The 16697-nt window shown below is 69.3% G+C and carries 16 protein-coding genes and 1 other RNA gene; 5 read left to right on the top strand and 12 right to left on the bottom strand.

Annotated features, from left to right (window positions below; genetic code table 11):
- The first annotated feature begins 21 nt into the window (after nt 1-21).
- Nucleotides 22-525 (top strand): Crp/Fnr family transcriptional regulator, encoded by a 504-nt coding sequence (locus tag ACMGEZ_RS12310; protein WP_436822537.1) that lies wholly within the window; start codon nt 22-24, stop codon nt 523-525.
- Here ACMGEZ_RS12310 and rnhA read toward each other — a convergent pair.
- The gene (rnhA, locus tag ACMGEZ_RS12305) at nt 522-971 is read right to left on the bottom strand and encodes a ribonuclease HI (protein ID WP_436822536.1); all 450 of its coding nucleotides are present in this window, start codon (nt 969-971) and stop codon (nt 522-524) included. The two genes, ACMGEZ_RS12310 and rnhA, sit on opposite strands and share 4 nt — an antisense overlap.
- Nucleotides 968-1753: a class I SAM-dependent methyltransferase gene (locus ACMGEZ_RS12300; protein ID WP_436822582.1), complete on the bottom strand. Its 786-nt coding sequence runs from the start codon at nt 1751-1753 to the stop codon at nt 968-970. Before ACMGEZ_RS12300 ends, rnhA begins: the two co-directional genes overlap by 4 nt.
- A 19-nt stretch (nt 1754-1772) precedes the next feature.
- Here ACMGEZ_RS12300 and gloB point away from each other — a divergent pair, with 19 nt between their 5' ends.
- Both gloB and ACMGEZ_RS12290 read left to right on the top strand, forming a co-directional pair.
- Nucleotides 1773-2570 carry a hydroxyacylglutathione hydrolase gene (gloB, locus tag ACMGEZ_RS12295; protein WP_436822535.1) on the top strand — a complete coding sequence of 266 codons (798 nt, stop codon included), beginning with the start codon at nt 1773-1775 and terminating at the stop codon, nt 2568-2570.
- Nucleotides 2567-4186 carry a transglycosylase SLT domain-containing protein gene (locus ACMGEZ_RS12290; RefSeq protein ID WP_436822534.1) on the top strand — a complete coding sequence of 540 codons (1620 nt, stop codon included), beginning with the start codon at nt 2567-2569 and terminating at the stop codon, nt 4184-4186. Before gloB ends, ACMGEZ_RS12290 begins: the two co-directional genes overlap by 4 nt.
- A 42-nt stretch (nt 4187-4228) precedes the next feature.
- Here ACMGEZ_RS12290 and ACMGEZ_RS12285 read toward each other — a convergent pair whose 3' ends face one another.
- From ACMGEZ_RS12285 to dnaX, 7 genes are all read right to left on the bottom strand, one after another.
- A complete protein-coding gene (locus ACMGEZ_RS12285) occupies nt 4229-5062 on the bottom strand; it encodes an ABC transporter permease (protein ID WP_436822533.1) in 834 nt (277 codons plus the stop codon).
- Nucleotides 5062-5886, bottom strand: coding sequence for an ABC transporter ATP-binding protein (locus tag ACMGEZ_RS12280; protein ID WP_436822581.1), 825 nt, complete (start codon nt 5884-5886; stop codon nt 5062-5064). The genes ACMGEZ_RS12285 and ACMGEZ_RS12280 overlap by 1 nt, the downstream gene beginning before the upstream one ends.
- 47 nt (nt 5887-5933) lie before the next feature.
- Nucleotides 5934-6971 carry an ABC transporter substrate-binding protein gene (locus ACMGEZ_RS12275; RefSeq protein ID WP_436822532.1) on the bottom strand — a complete coding sequence of 346 codons (1038 nt, stop codon included), beginning with the start codon at nt 6969-6971 and terminating at the stop codon, nt 5934-5936.
- Nucleotides 6972-7086: 115 nt separating this feature from the next.
- The gene (locus ACMGEZ_RS12270) at nt 7087-7479 is read right to left on the bottom strand and encodes an MAPEG family protein (protein WP_436822531.1); all 393 of its coding nucleotides are present in this window, start codon (nt 7477-7479) and stop codon (nt 7087-7089) included.
- A complete protein-coding gene (gene recR, locus ACMGEZ_RS12265) occupies nt 7476-8066 on the bottom strand; it encodes a recombination mediator RecR (RefSeq protein ID WP_436822530.1) in 591 nt (196 codons plus the stop codon). Before recR ends, ACMGEZ_RS12270 begins: the two co-directional genes overlap by 4 nt.
- Nucleotides 8067-8074: 8 nt before the next feature.
- The gene (locus ACMGEZ_RS12260) at nt 8075-8407 is read right to left on the bottom strand and encodes a YbaB/EbfC family nucleoid-associated protein (RefSeq protein ID WP_012747441.1); all 333 of its coding nucleotides are present in this window, start codon (nt 8405-8407) and stop codon (nt 8075-8077) included.
- Between the two features lie 38 nt (nt 8408-8445).
- A complete protein-coding gene (dnaX, locus tag ACMGEZ_RS12255) occupies nt 8446-10275 on the bottom strand; it encodes a DNA polymerase III subunit gamma/tau (RefSeq protein WP_436822529.1) in 1830 nt (609 codons plus the stop codon).
- A gap of 124 nt (nt 10276-10399) precedes the next feature.
- Between dnaX and ACMGEZ_RS12250 the strand changes: the two genes are divergently transcribed.
- Nucleotides 10400-11518, top strand: coding sequence for a M12 family metallopeptidase (locus ACMGEZ_RS12250; RefSeq protein WP_436822528.1), 1119 nt, complete (start codon nt 10400-10402; stop codon nt 11516-11518).
- 37 nt (nt 11519-11555) lie between these two features.
- An RNA gene (gene ffs, locus ACMGEZ_RS12245) (signal recognition particle sRNA small type) lies at nt 11556-11652 on the top strand.
- A 65-nt stretch (nt 11653-11717) separates the two neighbouring features.
- Here ffs and ACMGEZ_RS12240 read toward each other — a convergent pair.
- The 3 genes from ACMGEZ_RS12240 to ACMGEZ_RS12230 all read right to left on the bottom strand — a co-directional run bounded on the left by ACMGEZ_RS12240 (nt 11718) and on the right by ACMGEZ_RS12230 (nt 16643).
- Nucleotides 11718-11999 carry a hypothetical protein gene (locus ACMGEZ_RS12240; protein WP_436822527.1) on the bottom strand — a complete coding sequence of 94 codons (282 nt, stop codon included), beginning with the start codon at nt 11997-11999 and terminating at the stop codon, nt 11718-11720.
- A 79-nt stretch (nt 12000-12078) separates the two neighbouring features.
- A complete protein-coding gene (locus tag ACMGEZ_RS12235; protein ID WP_436822526.1) occupies nt 12079-13338 on the bottom strand; it encodes a TIGR03862 family flavoprotein in 1260 nt (419 codons plus the stop codon).
- Complete coding sequence (locus tag ACMGEZ_RS12230) at nt 13335-16643, bottom strand: UvrD-helicase domain-containing protein (RefSeq protein ID WP_436822580.1); 3309 nt, start codon at nt 16641-16643, stop codon at nt 13335-13337. Before ACMGEZ_RS12230 ends, ACMGEZ_RS12235 begins: the two co-directional genes overlap by 4 nt.
- Between the last annotated feature and the right edge of the window lie 54 nt (nt 16644-16697).

Genomic DNA, 16697 nt, shown 5'->3' with positions numbered 1-16697 from the left:
CGGGCCGCGCAGGAGACGCGCATGCTCGCAGCCAGAATCGAGTTGATGCAGCAGATGCCGATCTTCGGCGCCATCGACGCTGCGGCCATCGAGTTCCTGCTCGAGCCCGCGCCGGTGATCGAGGTGGCCGCAGGCGACTACTTCTGCCACGAGGGGGACCTGCCCGACGGCATGTACGTGCTGGAACGCGGCCGCGTGACGGTGTCGAAGAGCTGGGAGGGCCAGCGCCTGCTGCTGCGCCGGCTCGGGCCGGGCGACTGCTTCGGCGAGATGGCGCTGCTGGACCTGTTCCCGCGCAGCGCGTCGGTACGCGCCGACGAGGACTGCAGCGCCATCCGGATCACGCCCGACAACCTGCTGCGCCTGTTCGAGCACGACGCCGCGCAGTTCGCGCTGATCCAGATGAACATCGGCCGCGAGATCAGCCGCCGCCTGCGCCATACCGACGAACTGCTGTTCCGCGCCCGCATGGGCGAAGTGCTGGAGGCGCCGGAGCGCCTCGTCACGCGGCCGGCCGAGCTCTAGAGCCGCCCCAGCGCCCGCTCCACGCCCTTGTTGGCCAGCATGTCGGCGCGCTCGTTGCCCACGTCGCCCGAGTGGCCCCGCACCCAGCGCCATTCGATCTGGTGGCCGCCTTCGGTCACCAGCTTGTCGAGCTCCCTCCACAGCTCCGCGTTCTTGACCGGCTGCTTGGTCGAGGTGAGCCAGCCCTTGGCCTTCCAGCCGCGGATCCATTCGGTGATGCCCATGCGCACGTACTGGCTGTCCAGGTAGAGGATCACCTTGCAGGGCCGCTTGAGCGCACGCAGGCCCTCGATCACCGCCTTGAGCTCCATGCGATTGTTGGTGGTGTTGAGCTCGCCGCCGAAAAGCTCCTTCTCGGTGGTCCCCGACTTGAGCCAGGCGCCCCAGCCTCCAGGGCCCGGGTTGCCCTTGCAGGCGCCGTCGGTGTAGATCTGTACTTCGGTCAAGAACCGTTTCCTTGTCGTTGTCGTGATCGGTGATGCGGATGGTGATGGCCCCGGTGTACCTTGCCCGCGATGGGCACCGGCGCGCTCGCGCGCTGCGCCGCGCGGCGCCACTCGGCGGACAGCAGCCGCATGCCGCGCACCCGCTTGACGGCGACCAGGAAGTACACGGCGCCGAAGATCGGCCACCAGCGCTCGCCCAAAGTGTCGAACCAGCGGCAGCGCTCGAGCCAGGCCTCGCTGCGCACCGCCGGCCGGTAGATGCCGAAGTTGCCCGACTCGACCTCGAAGCTCAGCAGGCGCAGCCAGTCGCGCATGCGCCTGTAGCCGATGAAGTCGCCCGAGTCGGGCAGGAACAGTTCGCCGAATCCCAGGCGTCTGTAGAGGTGTGCACGCCACTGGCGCATGCCCCACAGGCTGGCCGGGTTGAGCCCGCAGATCACCACCCGGCCCTCCGGCACCAGCACGCGCTCGACCTCGCGCAAGGTGCCGTGCGGATCGTGGCTGAGCTCCAGCGCATGCGGCAGCACCACCAGGTCGAGGCTGTTGGCCGAGAACGGCAGCGCCGTGAAGTCGGTGAACAGCGCGGCACTTTTGGCGGCGGCGGCAGGGTCGTCCAGCGCCAGCCAGCGGTGCGGCATGCGGTTGGTGCGCAGGCCGTCGACCTCGGCCACGCCGAGCTGCAGCGCGTGGTAGCCGAAGACGTCCGCCACCGCCTGGTCGAAGCGCGACTGCTCCCACGCCAGCAGGTAGCGGCCTGGAGGCGTCTGGAACCACTCGTGCAAACCTATAATTTGACCGCTCATGAAGCTCGTTCCATTGCCCGCCTTCGCCGACAACTACATCTGGATGCTGCAGGATGGGCACGATGCGATCGTGGTCGACCCGGGAGATGCCGCGCCGGTCTTCGATGCGCTCGCTCGCGGCAATCTGCAGTTGGCCGCGATTCTAGTCACGCACCATCATGCCGATCACACCGGGGGTGTCGCGGCCTTGCGCGACGCCACCGGAGCGCCCGTTTTCGGCCCTGCGCGCGAAACGATTCCCGAGCCTGTCACGCGCCTCGTCCAGGGCGACCATGCCGATGTCATGGGCCTTCATTTCGAAGTGATCGAAGTGCCGGGCCACACGGCCGGCCACATCGCTTACTTCCTGCCGGCCGATGCGGCGAACACCGCGGCCGGCGCACCGGCCCCGCTCGTCTTCTGCGGCGACACGCTGTTCTCCGGCGGCTGCGGCCGGCTCTTCGAGGGCACACCCGCGCAGATGCTGGCCTCGCTCGACGCGCTGGCCGCGCTGCCCGGCGGGACCCGCGTGTGCTGCGCCCACGAATACACGCTTGCCAACCTTCGCTTTGCACACGCCGTCGAGCCCGGCAACACCGTGCTGGCCCAGTACACGGCGCAGTGCGAGGCACTGCGTGCCCGCGGCGAGCCGACGCTGCCCTCGCAGCTCGCCACCGAACGCCAGATCAACCCCTTTCTTCGCAGCCGCGAAGCCGCTGTCCTGCAAGCAGTCCGCGCGCATGCCAGCCTCTCCCCGCACAGCGGAGAGGCCGAGGTGTTCGCCGCACTGCGCCAATGGAAAAACGACTTTCGATGAAATTCATCCTTGCTGCCTGCCTTGCCGGCTCGCTGCTGCTCGCGGGCTGCGCGAGCACCACCGGCACGGGCTCCCCTGCGTCGACCACGCCCGACACTGCATCTACCGCGTCCACCGCGCCCGCCGCACCGAGCCCTGCCGCGGCCCCGGTCTACCCCGGAGGGCCGCTGACCCCCATCACCTCCGGCAGCGCCCGGTCGCGCTCCGTCGCCACGCTGGCCGCCCCGGCCGACATGTGGGACCGAATCCGCCGCGGCTTCAAGATGCCCGACCTCGACAGCGAGCTGGTACGCGACCGCGAGCAGTGGTATGCGAGCCGGCCCGACTACATGCAGCGCATGACCGAGCGCTCGAGCCGCTACATCTTCCACATCGTCGAGGAACTCGAGCGCCGCGACATGCCCACCGAGCTGGCGCTGCTGCCCTACATCGAGAGCGCGTTCAACCCGCAGGCCGTCTCCAGCGCCAAGGCCGCCGGCATGTGGCAGTTCATGCCCGCGACCGGCACCGACTTCGACCTGAAGCAGAACGTCTTTCGCGATGACCGCCGCGACGTCATCGCCTCCACCCGCGCAGCGCTCGACTACCTGCAGAAGCTCTACGGCATGTTCGGCGACTGGCACCTTGCGCTGGCCGCCTACAACTGGGGCGAGGGCAGCGTGAGCCGCGCCATCGCGAGGAACCAGCGCGCCGGGCTGCCCACCGGCTACACCGACCTCAACATGCCGGCGGAGACCCGGTACTACGTGCCCAAGCTCCAGGCGGTGAAGAACATCGTCGCCAACCCGGAGCGCTTCAACGCCGACCTGCCGGTCATCGCCAATCACCCCTATTTCCAGACCGTTACGCTCAAGCGCGACCTCGACGTCGCCCTCGCCGCCAAGCTGGCCGACGTGAAGATCGAGGACTTCCGCGCCCTCAATCCCTCCGCCCACAAGCCGGTGCTGCTGGCCGCCGGCACGCCCGAGATCCTGCTGCCCTGGGACAACGCCGCCGTGTTCCAGCGCAACTTCGAGGCCTACACCCAGGGCCAGTACGCGAGCTGGACCGCGTGGACCGTGCCTACCACGATGACGGTCGCCGACGCCGCCCAGCGCTCGGGCATGAGCGAGGCCGACCTGCGCGCCATCAACAACGTGCCGCCGCGCATGCTGATCAAGGCCGGCTCGACACTGATCGTGCCGCGCGGCGCACGCGTGCAGGAGGACGTGCAGGCCACCGTCGCCGACACCGGCCACCTGAGCTTCCAGCCCGAGATCGTGACCCGGCGCACCGTCGTCAAGGCCGGCCGCAACGACAACGTGGCGAGCATCGCCCGCCGCTACCGGCTCAGCCCGGCCAGCGTCGCCGAATGGAACGACGTGAAGACCGGCCATGTCTTCCAGCGCGGCGGGCAAGTGGTGGTCTACCTCCCGGTGCGAGCCGCCCGCACCGACCGTGTCGGCCGAGGCGTCGCGGCGCGCCGGAACAATGACGAAGTGGTGGTGACCAGCAAGCGCGGCGGCGGCATCGTCAAGACCAGTGCCGCCAAGAACACGCAGGCAGCCCGATCGGGCTCGTCGGGCAAGATCGCGCGCGAGAAGCGCGGCGGCACGCCCTCCAAGAAGAAGCGTTAGCGCGGGACGCCGCGGGCGCGGCGCCGCAACTGCGCAAGGCCTTCAGAGCTTCTCGGTCTCACCGCTCTTCGGCTGCCACTTCATAAGGCGGCGCTCGATGAGGCCCACCAGGCCATCGAGTGCCAGCGCAAAGGCGGTGAGGACCACGATCCCGGCGAATACCGTGTTGACGTCGAAGGTGCCTTCGGCCTGCAGGATCAGGTAGCCCACGCCGCGCGCCGAGCCCAGGTATTCGCCAACGACGGCGCCGACGAAAGCCAGCCCCACCGAGGTATGCAGGCTGGAGAACACCCAGCTGGTCGCGCTCGGCAGGTAGACCGTGCGCAGCAGCTGCCGCCGGCTGGCACCCAGCATGCGCGCGTTGGCCAGCACCACCGGGCTGACTTCCCTCACCCCCTGGTAGACATTGAAGAACACGATGAAGAACACCAGCGTGACGGCCAGCGCCACCTTGCTCCAGATGCCCAGGCCGAACCACAGCGCGAAGATGGGCGCCAGGATCACGCGCGGCATCGAGTTGGCGGCCTTGATGTAGGGGTCGAGGATCAGGCTGGCAGTGGGCGCCAGCGCAAGCCACAGCCCGCAGGCCAAGCCCAGCAGCGTGCCGATGCCAAAGGCCAGCACGGTCTCGAGCAGGGTGACGCCGAGGTGCAGGTAGATGTCGGCGCGGCCGGAAAGGCCGTCCGGAAAGACCGCGTTCGGCGCGATCGCGATCGGCAGGAACCAGCTCCAGATCCGGCCCGCCACCTTGACCGGCTCGCCGAGGAAGAAGGCGATCTGCGTGTCGCGCGACACCAGGTGCCACAACACCAGCAGCACCACCAGCAGCGCGAGCTGCCAGCCGCGTGCGTTGCCTTCGTTCGGCCGCAGGCTCATCAGGCGGCCTTCTTCAGCTGCTGCGCATAGCCCTTGAGCACCTCGTCGCGCAGCACGCTCCAGATCTGCGTGTGCAGCTCGACGAAACGTGGATGCGTGCGCACCTCGGCCACGTCGCGCGGCCGGGCGAGGTCGATACCAAATTCGCCGATCGGATGCGTCGCGGGGCCGGCCGAGAGCACCACCACGCGGTCGCTCATCGCGATGGCCTCGTCGAGGTCGTGCGTGATGAAGAGCACCGCTTTTCTCTTGGCAGCCCACAGGTCGAGCACTTCGTTTTCCATCAGCTGCCGCGTCTGCACGTCCAGCGCGCTGAAGGGCTCGTCCATGAGGATGATGTCCGGATCCAGCGCGAGCACCTGGGCCAGCGCGGTGCGCTTGCGCATGCCGCCCGAGAGCTCGTGCGGATAGCGGTCGCCGAAGCCCGTCAGCCCCACGCGCGCCAGCCACTGTTCGGCCAGCGTCCTCGCCTCAGCATCGGGCATGCCGCGGTACTGCAAGCCCAGCATCACGTTGCCCAGCGCACTTCGCCAGGGCATCAGCGCCTCGGTCTGGAACATGTAGCCGGCGCGGGTGTTGGTGCCTGAGAGCGGCTGACCGAAGACCTTCACCGTGCCCGAGGACGGCTCGAGCAGGCCGGCGCCGACGTTGAGCAGCGTCGACTTGCCGCAGCCCGTGGGCCCGACCACCGAGACGAACTCGCCCGCGCGCACGCGCAGCGAGGTGTCGGCCACCGCGGTGTAGCGCTGGCTGCGCTCGTCCTTCGAACGGAAGGTGCAGCTGATGTCGAGCAGTTCGAGCGCGTGGTCGGAGTCGGCGGGCATGGACATAAAAAAAGACCCGGCCGGAGCCGGGTCGCGAAAACGGCAACTCAGGCTTTGAAGCGGTCCTTCGCGCGTCGCGCGAAGTCATTGGTGTAGGTCTTGGCCAGGTCGATCTTGTCGGGCTTCACCGCCGGGTCGAAGCTTGCGATGGCGGCCAGCGCGGTCTTGGGACCTTCGGCCGGCACGATGCCGTCGGTCGCGATCGCCTCGCGCACCTTGTCGAAGGAGGCCAGGTAGAGGGCACGGTCGCCGAGCAGGTAGGTCTCGGGCACGGTCTTGATGATGTCGCCAGGGCCCGCGGTCTGCAGCCACTTCAGGCCGTGCACGATCGCGTTGGCCAGCGCCTGGCAGGTGTTGGGATGCTTCTGGATGAACTCGGCCGGCGCGTAGAGGCAGGCCGCCGGCATCGGGCCGCCGAACACCTCCTGCGTGCCCTTCAGGGTGCGCGTGTCGCTGATGATCTTCACGTCCCCCTTCTGCTCGAGCATGGTCATCACCGGGTCGGTGTTGCTGATGGCGTCGATCTGGCCCGAGCGCAATGCCGTCAGCGCGCCGGCCGCCACTCCCACGCCGATGAAGCTCACGTCACTGGCCTTGAGCCCGCCACGCGAGAGCACCAGGTTGGCCACCATGTTGGTGGATGAGCCGGGCGCCGATACGCCGATCTTCCTGCCCTTGAGATCGGCGATGCCCTTGTAGCCCGCCATGTTCTTGGTCGACACGCCGATGGCGATCTGCGGCGCGCGGCCCTGCAGCACGAAGGACTGGAAGATCTGGTTCTTGGCCTGCAGATTGATGGTGTGTTCGTAGGCGCCAGAGCACACGTCGGCCGAGCCGCCCACCACCGCTTGCAGCGCGCGTGCGCCGCCGGCGAAGTCGGAGATCTCGACGTCGAGGCCCTCGGCCTTGAAGTAGCCCAACTGCTCGGAGATGGTGAGCGGCAGGTAGTAGAAGGCTGCCTTGCCGCCGACCGCGATGGAGATCTTCGGCTTCTCGAGCTTGGCCTGCGCGCGCACCCACAGCGGCACGGCGATCGATGCGGCACCCAAGGTCGCGGCGACGGTGAAGCTTCGGCGGTGGAGCATGCGTTGGGACCCTCGGGGCTCTCTGGACTTGTTGTTCGAATCGAGCTTAGGGGCGCGCGCCATCTGCCTGCATCGGGAACATCCCGTGCGGGTTTCCACGTAAACATGAAGACCTCTATCGGCCCACGAAAAGGATCGCGATGTTGACTGCGAAAGCGAGCGCCCAGACCGTGCTGCGCGCTGTGCCGAAGCCGCCGATGTAGAGCGCGACGTAGACGATGCGCAGCAGCACGTAAGCGGCGGCCAGCATGTCGAGCCGCGCCTGCGCCGCGCCGAGCTGGTGCGCGATGACCACCGCGCCGATGAAGAAGGGAAGGCCCTCGAAGCTGTTGTTCTGTGCGGCGAGCGCCCGCGCGCGCCAGCCGGCCTGGCGGCTCATCCATTCGCGCGGCGCCTGGTTGTCGCGCAGGCTGAACCCGCCGATCTTTGCAATGTAGGCTGCCAGATAGGGCAACAGCGCAGCGACGAGCACGCACCAGTAGGCCAGCGTCAACGAGGAGAGCTTCATCGCCGATCGACCAGCGCGTGCGCGATGGTGCCGAGGTCCACGTACTCGAGTTCGCTGCCGGCCGGCACGCCGCGCGCGAGCCGCGTCACGGTGAGGCCGCGCTGACGCAGCGCCTCGCCGATCACGTGCGCGGTGGCCTCGCCCTCGGCAGTGAAGTTGGTGGCGAGGATCACCTCGCTGACGGTGCCGTCGAGCGCGCGATCGAACAGCTTGGACAGGCCGATGTCCTTGGGGCCGATGCCGTCGAGCGGGCTCAGCTTGCCCATCAGCACGAAGTAGTAGCCGCGGAATGCGCCTGTGCGTTCCAGCGCCGCCTGGTCTGCCGGGGTCTCGACCACGCACAGCTTGGTGGCGTCGCGACGCGCGTCGAGGCAGACGCTGCACACAGGCGCCTCGGTGAAGGTGTTGCAACGCTCGCAATGCCGCACCTGCACGGCCGCCTCCTGCAGGGAGCGCGCCATCCGCTGCATGGCCTCGCGGTCGTGCTGCAGCAGGTGGAAGGCCATGCGCGAGGCCGACTTGACGCCGACGCCAGGCAGGCGGCGCAAGGCCTCGATCAGGGCATCGAGCGCGCTGGAATCCGCCATGCGGAGACTTAGAAGGGGAGCTTCATGCCGGGCGGCAGGCCGGGCATGCCCGCGGTCAGCTTGCCCATCTTCTGCTCGCTGGTCTCCTCGGCCTTGCGCACTGCGGCGTTGAAGGCGGCGGCCACCAGGTCTTCCAGCATGTCCTTGTCGTCGGCCAGCAGGCTGGGGTCGATGGTGATGCGCTTGACGTCGTGCTTGCAGGTCATCACGACCTTCACCAGCCCGGCGCCCGACTCGCCCTCGACCTCGATGGTCGCCAGCTCTTCCTGCGCCTTCTTGAGGTTGTCCTGCATTGCCTGCGCCTGCTTCATGAGGCCGGCAAGTTGTCCTTTGTTGAACATCGTTGGTCCTGTCGTCGTTGGAGGGATAAAAAAATGGATCAGGCAGGCCGCAGCGTACCCGGCACGATCCTGGCGTCCCAGTCGCGCATCATGGACTGCACTTCGGGGTCGTTGCGGATCGCTTCCTCGGCCTCGCGTTGGCGCGCGTCGGCCGCCTGCTTGTTGCGGCGCGCCGGGCTGTCGGTCACCACGCCGATCTCGATGGCGAGTTTCACGCCATGGCCCAGCGTTGCCAGCGCCGCCTGCAGTTTGTCACGGCTGCCCGCCTGGTTGAGCGACTCGCGCTCGACGCGCAGCAGCCACTGGTCGACATCGCGCGCCACCAGCTGCGACTGCAGCGCGAGCTCGCGCGCCAGCGCGGTGATCGCCTCGGCCGCCACCAGCTGCGTGACGGTCGCGTACCAGAAGTCGCCCTCCTCGCTCGGCTCGATGGGCGCCGGAGCGCTCTCGCGGGCGAGGTCGCGCGCCCCGGGCGGCGGCTGCACGCGCACCTGCATGGCCAGCACCTGGGAAGGCGACGGGGTCGCTTCGGGCGCGGGGTGGTGGACCGGCGGGCGGCCCTCCTCTCGCACCGGCAGGCGGTGGCCGGGCGGCGCCGCACGCGTTGTGCCGGATTCGGCAGCGGCGGCAGATTCGGCAGGCGTCGGCTGAGCGGCCGCGATTGGCTGAGGGGCTACGACTGCGGGCCGAGGCGCCTGAGCGCGCTCCGGCACGGCCGTGGGGGCTTCATTCAGAGTTTTTTTTTCCGCGCCGGCAGCAGCCGAAGGCTTGAAGGCCAGCAGGCGCAGAAGCACCATGGTGAGTGCTGCGTACTCGTCGGGCGCCAGGCCCAGTTCGCCGCGGCCGTGGAGGCACAGGCTGTAGAGGAGCTGCGTCTCGTCGGCGGGCATCGCGGCCGCGAGGCGCGCGGTCTCGGCTGCATCGGGGTCGCTCGCATCGCCAGCTTCGGCGCGCGATGGCACGGCCTGCAGCACCGCCATGGCCTGGAGCACGGCCGTCATTTCCTCGAGCGTGGAGGCGGCCGACAGGCCGTCGCGCCGCAGCCCCTCGGCGGTCTCGACCACCGTCTTGCCGTCGCCCTGGGCCAGCGCCTCGATCAGGCGGAACACGTGCCCGCGGTCGACGCTGCCAAGCATCCGGCGCACGCCGCCTTCCGTCAGCTCGCCATTGCCGAAGGCGATGGCCTGGTCGGTCAGCGACAGTGCATCGCGCATCGAGCCCCGGGCCGCGCGCGCGATCAGCCGCAGCGCGAGCGGCTCGGCCGGCACGGTCTCGGTCTGCAGCACACGGGTGAGATGCTCGAGCACCGTCTCGGGCGCCATCGGCCGCAGGTTGAACTGCAGGCAGCGCGACAGCACCGTGACGGGCACCTTCTGCGGATCGGTGGTGGCCAGCACGAACTTGAGGTATTCCGGCGGCTCCTCCAGCGTCTTCAGCATCGCGTTGAAGGCATGGCCGGTGAGCATGTGCACCTCGTCGATCATGAAGACCTTGAAGCGCCCCTGCACCGGCTTGTAGACCGCCTGCTCCAGCAGGGCCTGGACCTCGTCCACGCCGCGGTTCGAGGCCGCGTCCAGCTCCGTGTAGTCGACGAAGCGGCCCGAATCGATGTCCTTGCAGGCCTGGCAGACGCCGCAGGGCGCGGCGGTGATGCCGCCCTGCCCATCGGGCCCCTGGCAGTTGAGCGACTTGGCCAGGATGCGAGAAACGGTGGTCTTGCCGACGCCCCGCGTGCCGGTGAAGAGATAGGCATGGTGCAGCCGCTGGGACGTGAGCGCGTTCTCGAGCGCCTGCACCACATGCTCCTGGCCCACCATCTCGCTGAAGGTCCTGGGGCGGTGTTTGCGAGCGAGCACGAGATAAGCCATCGGCGCATTTTAGGTGGTCACCCAGGACGCCCCTCCGGTGTCCTCCGACGAGCCATAGGCCTTTTTACTTATAGATTTTCACCATTTCCCTCCTAGCATGGCATGGCGTTCCGAGGAGATCGACATGCCCACTGCGCACCCCCGAACCGCGCGGCCGTCCTCGGCCGGCAAAGCCAAGGCCCAGTCGGCCGGCGCGCGTCTCTATTGCATGCAGCCTGTGCAGGCGCCGCGGCAATTCGACAACAGCGTCTCCGCGGGCCGCGCCGCCGCCATCCTGGCCGGAAGCAAGAAGTGGGTGAACGGCACGCAGCTGAACTACTACTGCTACAAGCGCGGCGACGGCGTGCCGGCTGCCTGGCAGGGCAACAACGCGGACACGGCGGTGGTCGAGGAGGCCTTCGAGACCTGGGCCAAGCTGGGCATCGGCATCGGCTTCCGCCGCGTCGAGGCACCCGAGGACGCGATCGTTCGCATCGGCTTCGATCCGCAGGACGGCTCCTGGTCCTACGTCGGCCGCGACGTGCTCACCGTGCGCGACCCGCTGCAGCGGACGATGAATTTCGGTTGGCCGCTCAACAACGACTACGGCCGCGACACCGCGCTTCACGAGATCGGCCACACGCTGGGCCTCCAGCACGAGCACCAGAACCCCCACGCCGGCATCACCTGGAACCGGCAGGCGGTGATCGACTATTTCTCGGGTCCGCCCAACCATTGGCAGGAGTCGCAGATCGAGTGGAACATCCTGCGCAAGATCCCGCCCGCGGAGGTCAAGGGCACGACCTGGGACCCGGACTCGGTGATGCACTACCAATTCGAGGCCGGGCTCATCGACGCGCCCGCGCAGTACCGGGAAGGGCTGGTGCCCAAGGGCGGGCTCTCCTACGCCGACAAGGCCTGGGTGGTGGAGTCCTACCCCGGCGTGCGGGCGCCGGCGCTCGGCTCGCTCAAGGTCGGGCTGTCGCAGCTGCTCAAGATCAAGGCCGGAGAGACCCGCAATTTCGAGTTCGTGCCGCCGCGCACGCGGACCTACAGCATCGGTACTTTCGGCACCTCGGACACGGTGCTGGTGCTGTTCGAGGTCACGCCCGCAGGCAACGTGCAGATCGCGGGCAGCGACGACAGCGGCAGCGACCTCAACGCCCGGGTGAGCATGCGCCTGCAGAAGGGCCGCCATTACCTGGTCGGCATCCGCCTCTACTTCGCCGACGCGGCCCTCGAGACCTCGCTGATGGCCTGGTGAGGCGGAGGGCCTCGGGCCGTCGCCTACAATCGCGGCTGACGGGCCTCCCCGCATGGTGAAGTGGCCAACCGGGTCAGGTGGGGAACCAAGCAGCCCTAACTGCGTAGTCAGTGCCGGGGGTAAGGCTCGTCAACCTCACATCAGCAAAAAGCCGCGTCCTCCTCGAACGCGGCTTTTTGCTGTCTGGCATGCAAGTGCTTCAGGTCGCAGCTTCGGAACGCTCCAGCTTGGCCAGCAGCGTGTGCGCCAGCGCGATCGTCTTGTGCTCCATGTTGGCGACGTGATAGCAGCCGAGCGCGCGCCCCTCGTAGCTGATGGCCGCCACCGGGAAGTGGTGGCCGAGCGCGGTCGCGGCGTCGTGCAGGCATTCCGCGATCGACCGCAGGCCCTGGCGCACGTAACGCTCGTCGGCGTTGCCGGTGCTCACGCTGTAGTTGAAATACCTGTCCCGGATCTTCTTGATGTCGACGTGCGGATGCATAGATGTTGGGCCCCTCAGGGCAGCCCGCGATTGTGTGCGTCCTTGCAAACAAATGCACTTCAGCCAGAAGTATGCAATTTCATGATTCGGGATGACCGCGACCCAGTCGCCGCAGAACGCCCTGCGCGGCGACCACGCCGCTGGCCATGGAGGCGGTCAGCAGATAGCCGCCGGTAGGCGCCTCCCAGTCGAGCATCTCGCCGGCGCAGAACAGGCCGGGCATCGCCGTGCTCATCAGATGGGCGTCGAGCGCCTCGAAGCGCACGCCGCCGGCGCTGCTGATGGCCTCGTCGATCGGCCGCGGCGCGACCAGCCGCAGCGGCAGCGCCTTGATGGTCTGGGCCAGTTTCTCGGGCTCATGCACCTCGTCGCGCGTGAGCACCTCGTGCAGCACCGCGGCCTTGATGCCGTCGAGGCCGAGGCGGCTCTTCAGGTGACTGCCCACCGAGCGCGCCCCGCGAGGATGCAGCACGGCAGCGCGCACCTGCTCGGCGCTGCGGTCGGGCAGCAGGTCGAGCAAGAGCGTGGCGCTGCCCTTCGCGGCGATCTCGTCGCGCAGCAGCGAGGACGCCGCATAGACCAGGCTGCCTTCGATGCCGGTCGCGGTCGCGACGAACTCGCCCTTGCGCACGAAGCGGCGTTCCCGGAAATCGGTGAAGGAGATCGCCACCGACTTGAAGGGCATGCCGGCGAAGCGCTCGGCGAAGAACGGCGTCCAGCCGATGTCGAAGCCGCAGTTGGCCGGCGCCAGGGGCGCCACCTCCACGCCGCGCGCGGCCAGCCAGGGCGCCCAGGCGCCGTCGGAGCCCAGCCGCGACCAGCTGGCGCCGCCCAGCGCCAGCACGGTGGCCTCGGGCCTCAGCGCCAGCTCGCCGGCCGGCGTGGCGAAGCGCAGCGCATCCGTCGCTGCGCCCGCATCGGACCAGCCGAGCCAGCGATGGCGCATATGAAAACTCACGCCGCGTTCGCGCAGCCGATGCATCCAGGCGCGCAACAGCGGTGCCGCCTTCATGTCGGCGGGAAACACGCGGCCCGAGCTGCCGACGAAAGTCTGGATCCCGAGGCCGTGGACCCATTCGCGCAGCGCGTCGGGCCCGAAGGCTTGCAGTAGCGGCTCGATCTGCGATCGGCGGTCTCCGAATCGGCCGGCAAAGCGCTCGAGGGGCTCGGAATGCGTGAGGTTCAGGCCGCCGCGGCCCGCCAGCAGGAACTTGCGGCCCACCGAAGGCATGGCGTCGTAGACATGCACGGCCACGGCCTGCGCGCTCAGCACCTCGGCCGCCATCAGGCCGGCGGGGCCGCCGCCGACGACGGCGATCTTCACCTCATCGCCGCTCATTCGACCTCCACCAGTTCGCCCTGCCCCGTGAGGAAGGCCGCGCGCACCGTCTCGCCGGGGCTGGCCTCCTGCACGGCTTCGCGGTAGCGCCGCATCTGCGCGATCAGCGCCGCATCGTGCTCCGGACGTGCGGCCGACTTGTAGTCGAGCACCCACCAGACGCCGCTCGCGCGATGCCGTACCAGGCGGTCGATGCGCAGCACCTCTCCGCCGTGCACCAGCGTGACTTCATTGCCATGCCAGGCCAGCGCTTCGGCATCCCAGGCCCAGGCGCCCGCGCCTTCTCGGATGCGCTGCGCCATTGCGGCAGCGATCCCGGCCGTGGCGGGGTCCAGCCCGAACTCGCGGCCGGCGGCGTGCACATGGGCCGATGAGTGGGGCATGCCGGGCTGCGCCCATTCGAGCAGGCGGTGCATCGCCTGGCCGAGGGCCGAGGCGCGCGAGTCGGCGCTCCTCGGCGTGACGCGTGCCACCGTGCGCGCAAGGTCCGGCGGCACAGGCAGTTGAAGCATGCCGAAGACTTCGGGTGCCGACGATGCGCCGGCATTCGGCGAACCGGCGGGGGTCAACGCCGTGTCGATGGGCTCGCAGCGCGCTTCCAGGCGCGCCCACCAGCTGCGGCCGTCCGGCCGCGCCGCGGGCACCGCCGACAGCACCAGCTCGCCGCGAGCGCGTGTGATCGCGACGTAAAGCCCATTGATTTCCTCGCGATGCCGCGCGGCCTGCTCCTCGGCCAGGTCGCCGGTGGTGCAGGCGGGCGGGTTCTTCTCGCTGGCCACGAACACGAAGCGCTCGGGGGCTGCGGCCTGGCCCGGCCACTTGACGAGCACGCCCATCGTCTGTGTGCGCTGCTCGGAGGCATCGGTGTCCAGCATCAGCACCAGGTCGGCCTCCAGGCCCTTGGCGCCGTGCACGGTCAGCAACTGCACGGCATCGGCCGCAGCAACCGAGGGCGCGCGGACGCCGCCGCGGCGCAGCGCGCGCACGAAGGCGTAGGGCGTGGCGAAGCGCGCCCCGTCGAGCTCGAGCGAAGCCGCCATCAGTCCGCGCAGATTGCCGAGCACGCCGGCCCGCAGCGCCGCGGGCGCGGCGGCAGCGAAGCGGCCGAGCACGTCGGCATCGTGATAGATCTCGCTCAGCGCATCGTGCGGCGGCCATTGGGCCAGCCAACGCTGCCACTGGCGCAGCCGCGGCCCGATGCCCGCGAGCGGCGGTGGCAGGTCCGGTGCCTGCAGCAGCTCGAACCAGCTCGCGCCGTGCTCGCGCTTGCGCAGCGCCAGGCGCACCAGGGCATCGTCGTCGAGCCCGAAGAGCGGGGAGCGCAGCGCGCGCGCCAGCGAGAGGTCGTGGTCCGGCGAGACCAGCGCATCGAGCAGGGCCACGATGTCCTGCACCTCGGGCGCGTCGTGCAGCTCGTTCTTCTCGGGCTGCTGGACCGCGATGTGCAGCTTGCGCAGCTCATCCTGCAGCACGGTCAGCCGGCTGCGGCGGCGCGCCAGCACCATGATCCGGGCGGGCGCGAGGCCCTCGGCGATGCGCCCGGCGATCCAGCGCGCGGCCTGCTCGCATTCCTTCTGCAGCAGCTTTTCCTCGGGCAGCACGCGCGGCGTGACGAGGCTGTCGCGCCACAGCAGCATGCCGTCGTCGTCCGTCGCGCGGCCCTGTTCCTTCGGCGCGATCGCGTCGCGCGGGATCGGCGGCAGCTTGCGCACCCGGCCCGCCGCGCGCGATTCGGTGGTGTGGTCCCGGAATCCGCTGAACTCGCCGGCGCGCTGCGCATCGCCCATGGCGGCATTGACCAGGCCCACCACCGCCTGCGCGTTGCGATGCGTGTGGTCGCAGTTGAGCAGATCGCCGTCGAGGCCTTCCTTGACGAATTGCTTGGCCGCGATGAACACCTGCGGCTCGGCGCGCCTGAAGCGGTAGATGCTCTGCTTCGGATCGCCCACGATGAACACGCCCGGGCGCCGCCCGCCGGCACCCGCATAGCTGCCCAGCCAGCCGTGCAGCGCCTGCCATTGCAGCGGATTGGTGTCCTGGAACTCGTCGATGAGCAGATGCCGCACGCGCGCATCGAGCCGCTCCTGCACCCAGCCCCACAGCTCCGAATTGCCCAGCAGGAGGTGCGCAGCCTGCTCGACGTCGTTCATGTCGACCCAGCCGTGCGCCGCCTTGACCTGGGCGAAGCAACGGATCAACAGGCGGGTCAGCCGCGCCATGCGCTGCTGGTAGAGCCAGGCGGCATGCTGGGCCTGCGCCTCGCAGTACTGCTGCACGTAGTGCTGCGCGGCACGCACATCCTCCACGCCGGCGAGCTTGTCGCTGAACTTGCGCGGCTCGCCCTTCTGCGTGAGCAGCGCATCGAGCACGCCGGCGACGCGCCCTTTGGCTACCGCATGCTCCAGCTTCACGCCCTTCTGCGAGAAGGTCGGCGCGCTCGCCCCGCCCAGGGTGCGCGCAGCGGCGAGCAAGGCGGAGCGCGACGCGGGGTCGTGCAGCAATCGGTCTTCAGGCGACTCGGCACCCGCGAAGGCTGGGTAGAGCTCGCCCATGGGGACCACGGCATCCTCCACGGTGCCGTGGGCATCGGCGAGCACGAACTCGACGCGCCGCGTCAGCGCCTCGTCGAGCGCCTTGGCCGTCTGCGATCGGCCGTAGTCCGCGACGAGCGCGCGGTAGTCGGCGGCGGCCTCGGGATCATCGGCCACGGCCGCGAAGAAGGGGCGCCAGACACGCGCGCGCGCCTCGGCGTCATCCTCGAGCAACTGGTAGTTGGCCGGCAGGCCGAGGCGCTCGAGCACCGCCACGGGCGCGCTACGCAGCAAGCCGGCGAACCAGGCGTGGAAGGTGCGGAACTGGACCGGCCGGCCGCCCGCGAGCAGCTCGCGGTAGAGGCCCTGCAGCCGCGGCGCACGGGCCTCGGCGGATGCGCGGTCCATGCCGCGCATCACGAGCTCGGGCACCAGTTCCTCCGCAGGCTGCGCCGCGAAGGCCTCGAGCCATTGGTCGAGCCGCTCACGCATCTCGCCGGCGGCCTTCTTGGTGAAGGTGATCGCGAGAATCTCGTGCGGCGCGCAGGCGCCCTCGCCTTCTTCCAGCAGGGCACGCAGGATGCGGGAGACCAGCATCCAGGTCTTGCCCGCGCCCGCGCAGGCCTCCACCGCGACCGAGCGGCGCGGGTCGCAGGCGATGGCGTAGAAGCGCTCGCGCTCGACGGCGCGGCCGTTGTGTTCGTAGGCCGCGGCTTTCGGCGCCGCTGGTGGCGCGACCGGAGCCGGCGCCTGGGCGGGCGGCGCAGCGGGCATCACGGCTGCAGCGGCCAGCGACGGCTCGTCGCTCCAGAAGTCCTTGCGGCACAG

This window comes from Variovorax stachyos (assembly GCF_051400855.1).
In the GTDB taxonomy this organism is placed as follows: domain Bacteria; phylum Pseudomonadota; class Gammaproteobacteria; order Burkholderiales; family Burkholderiaceae_C; genus Variovorax.
This window is presented reverse-complemented; position numbering and strand designations above follow the sequence as displayed.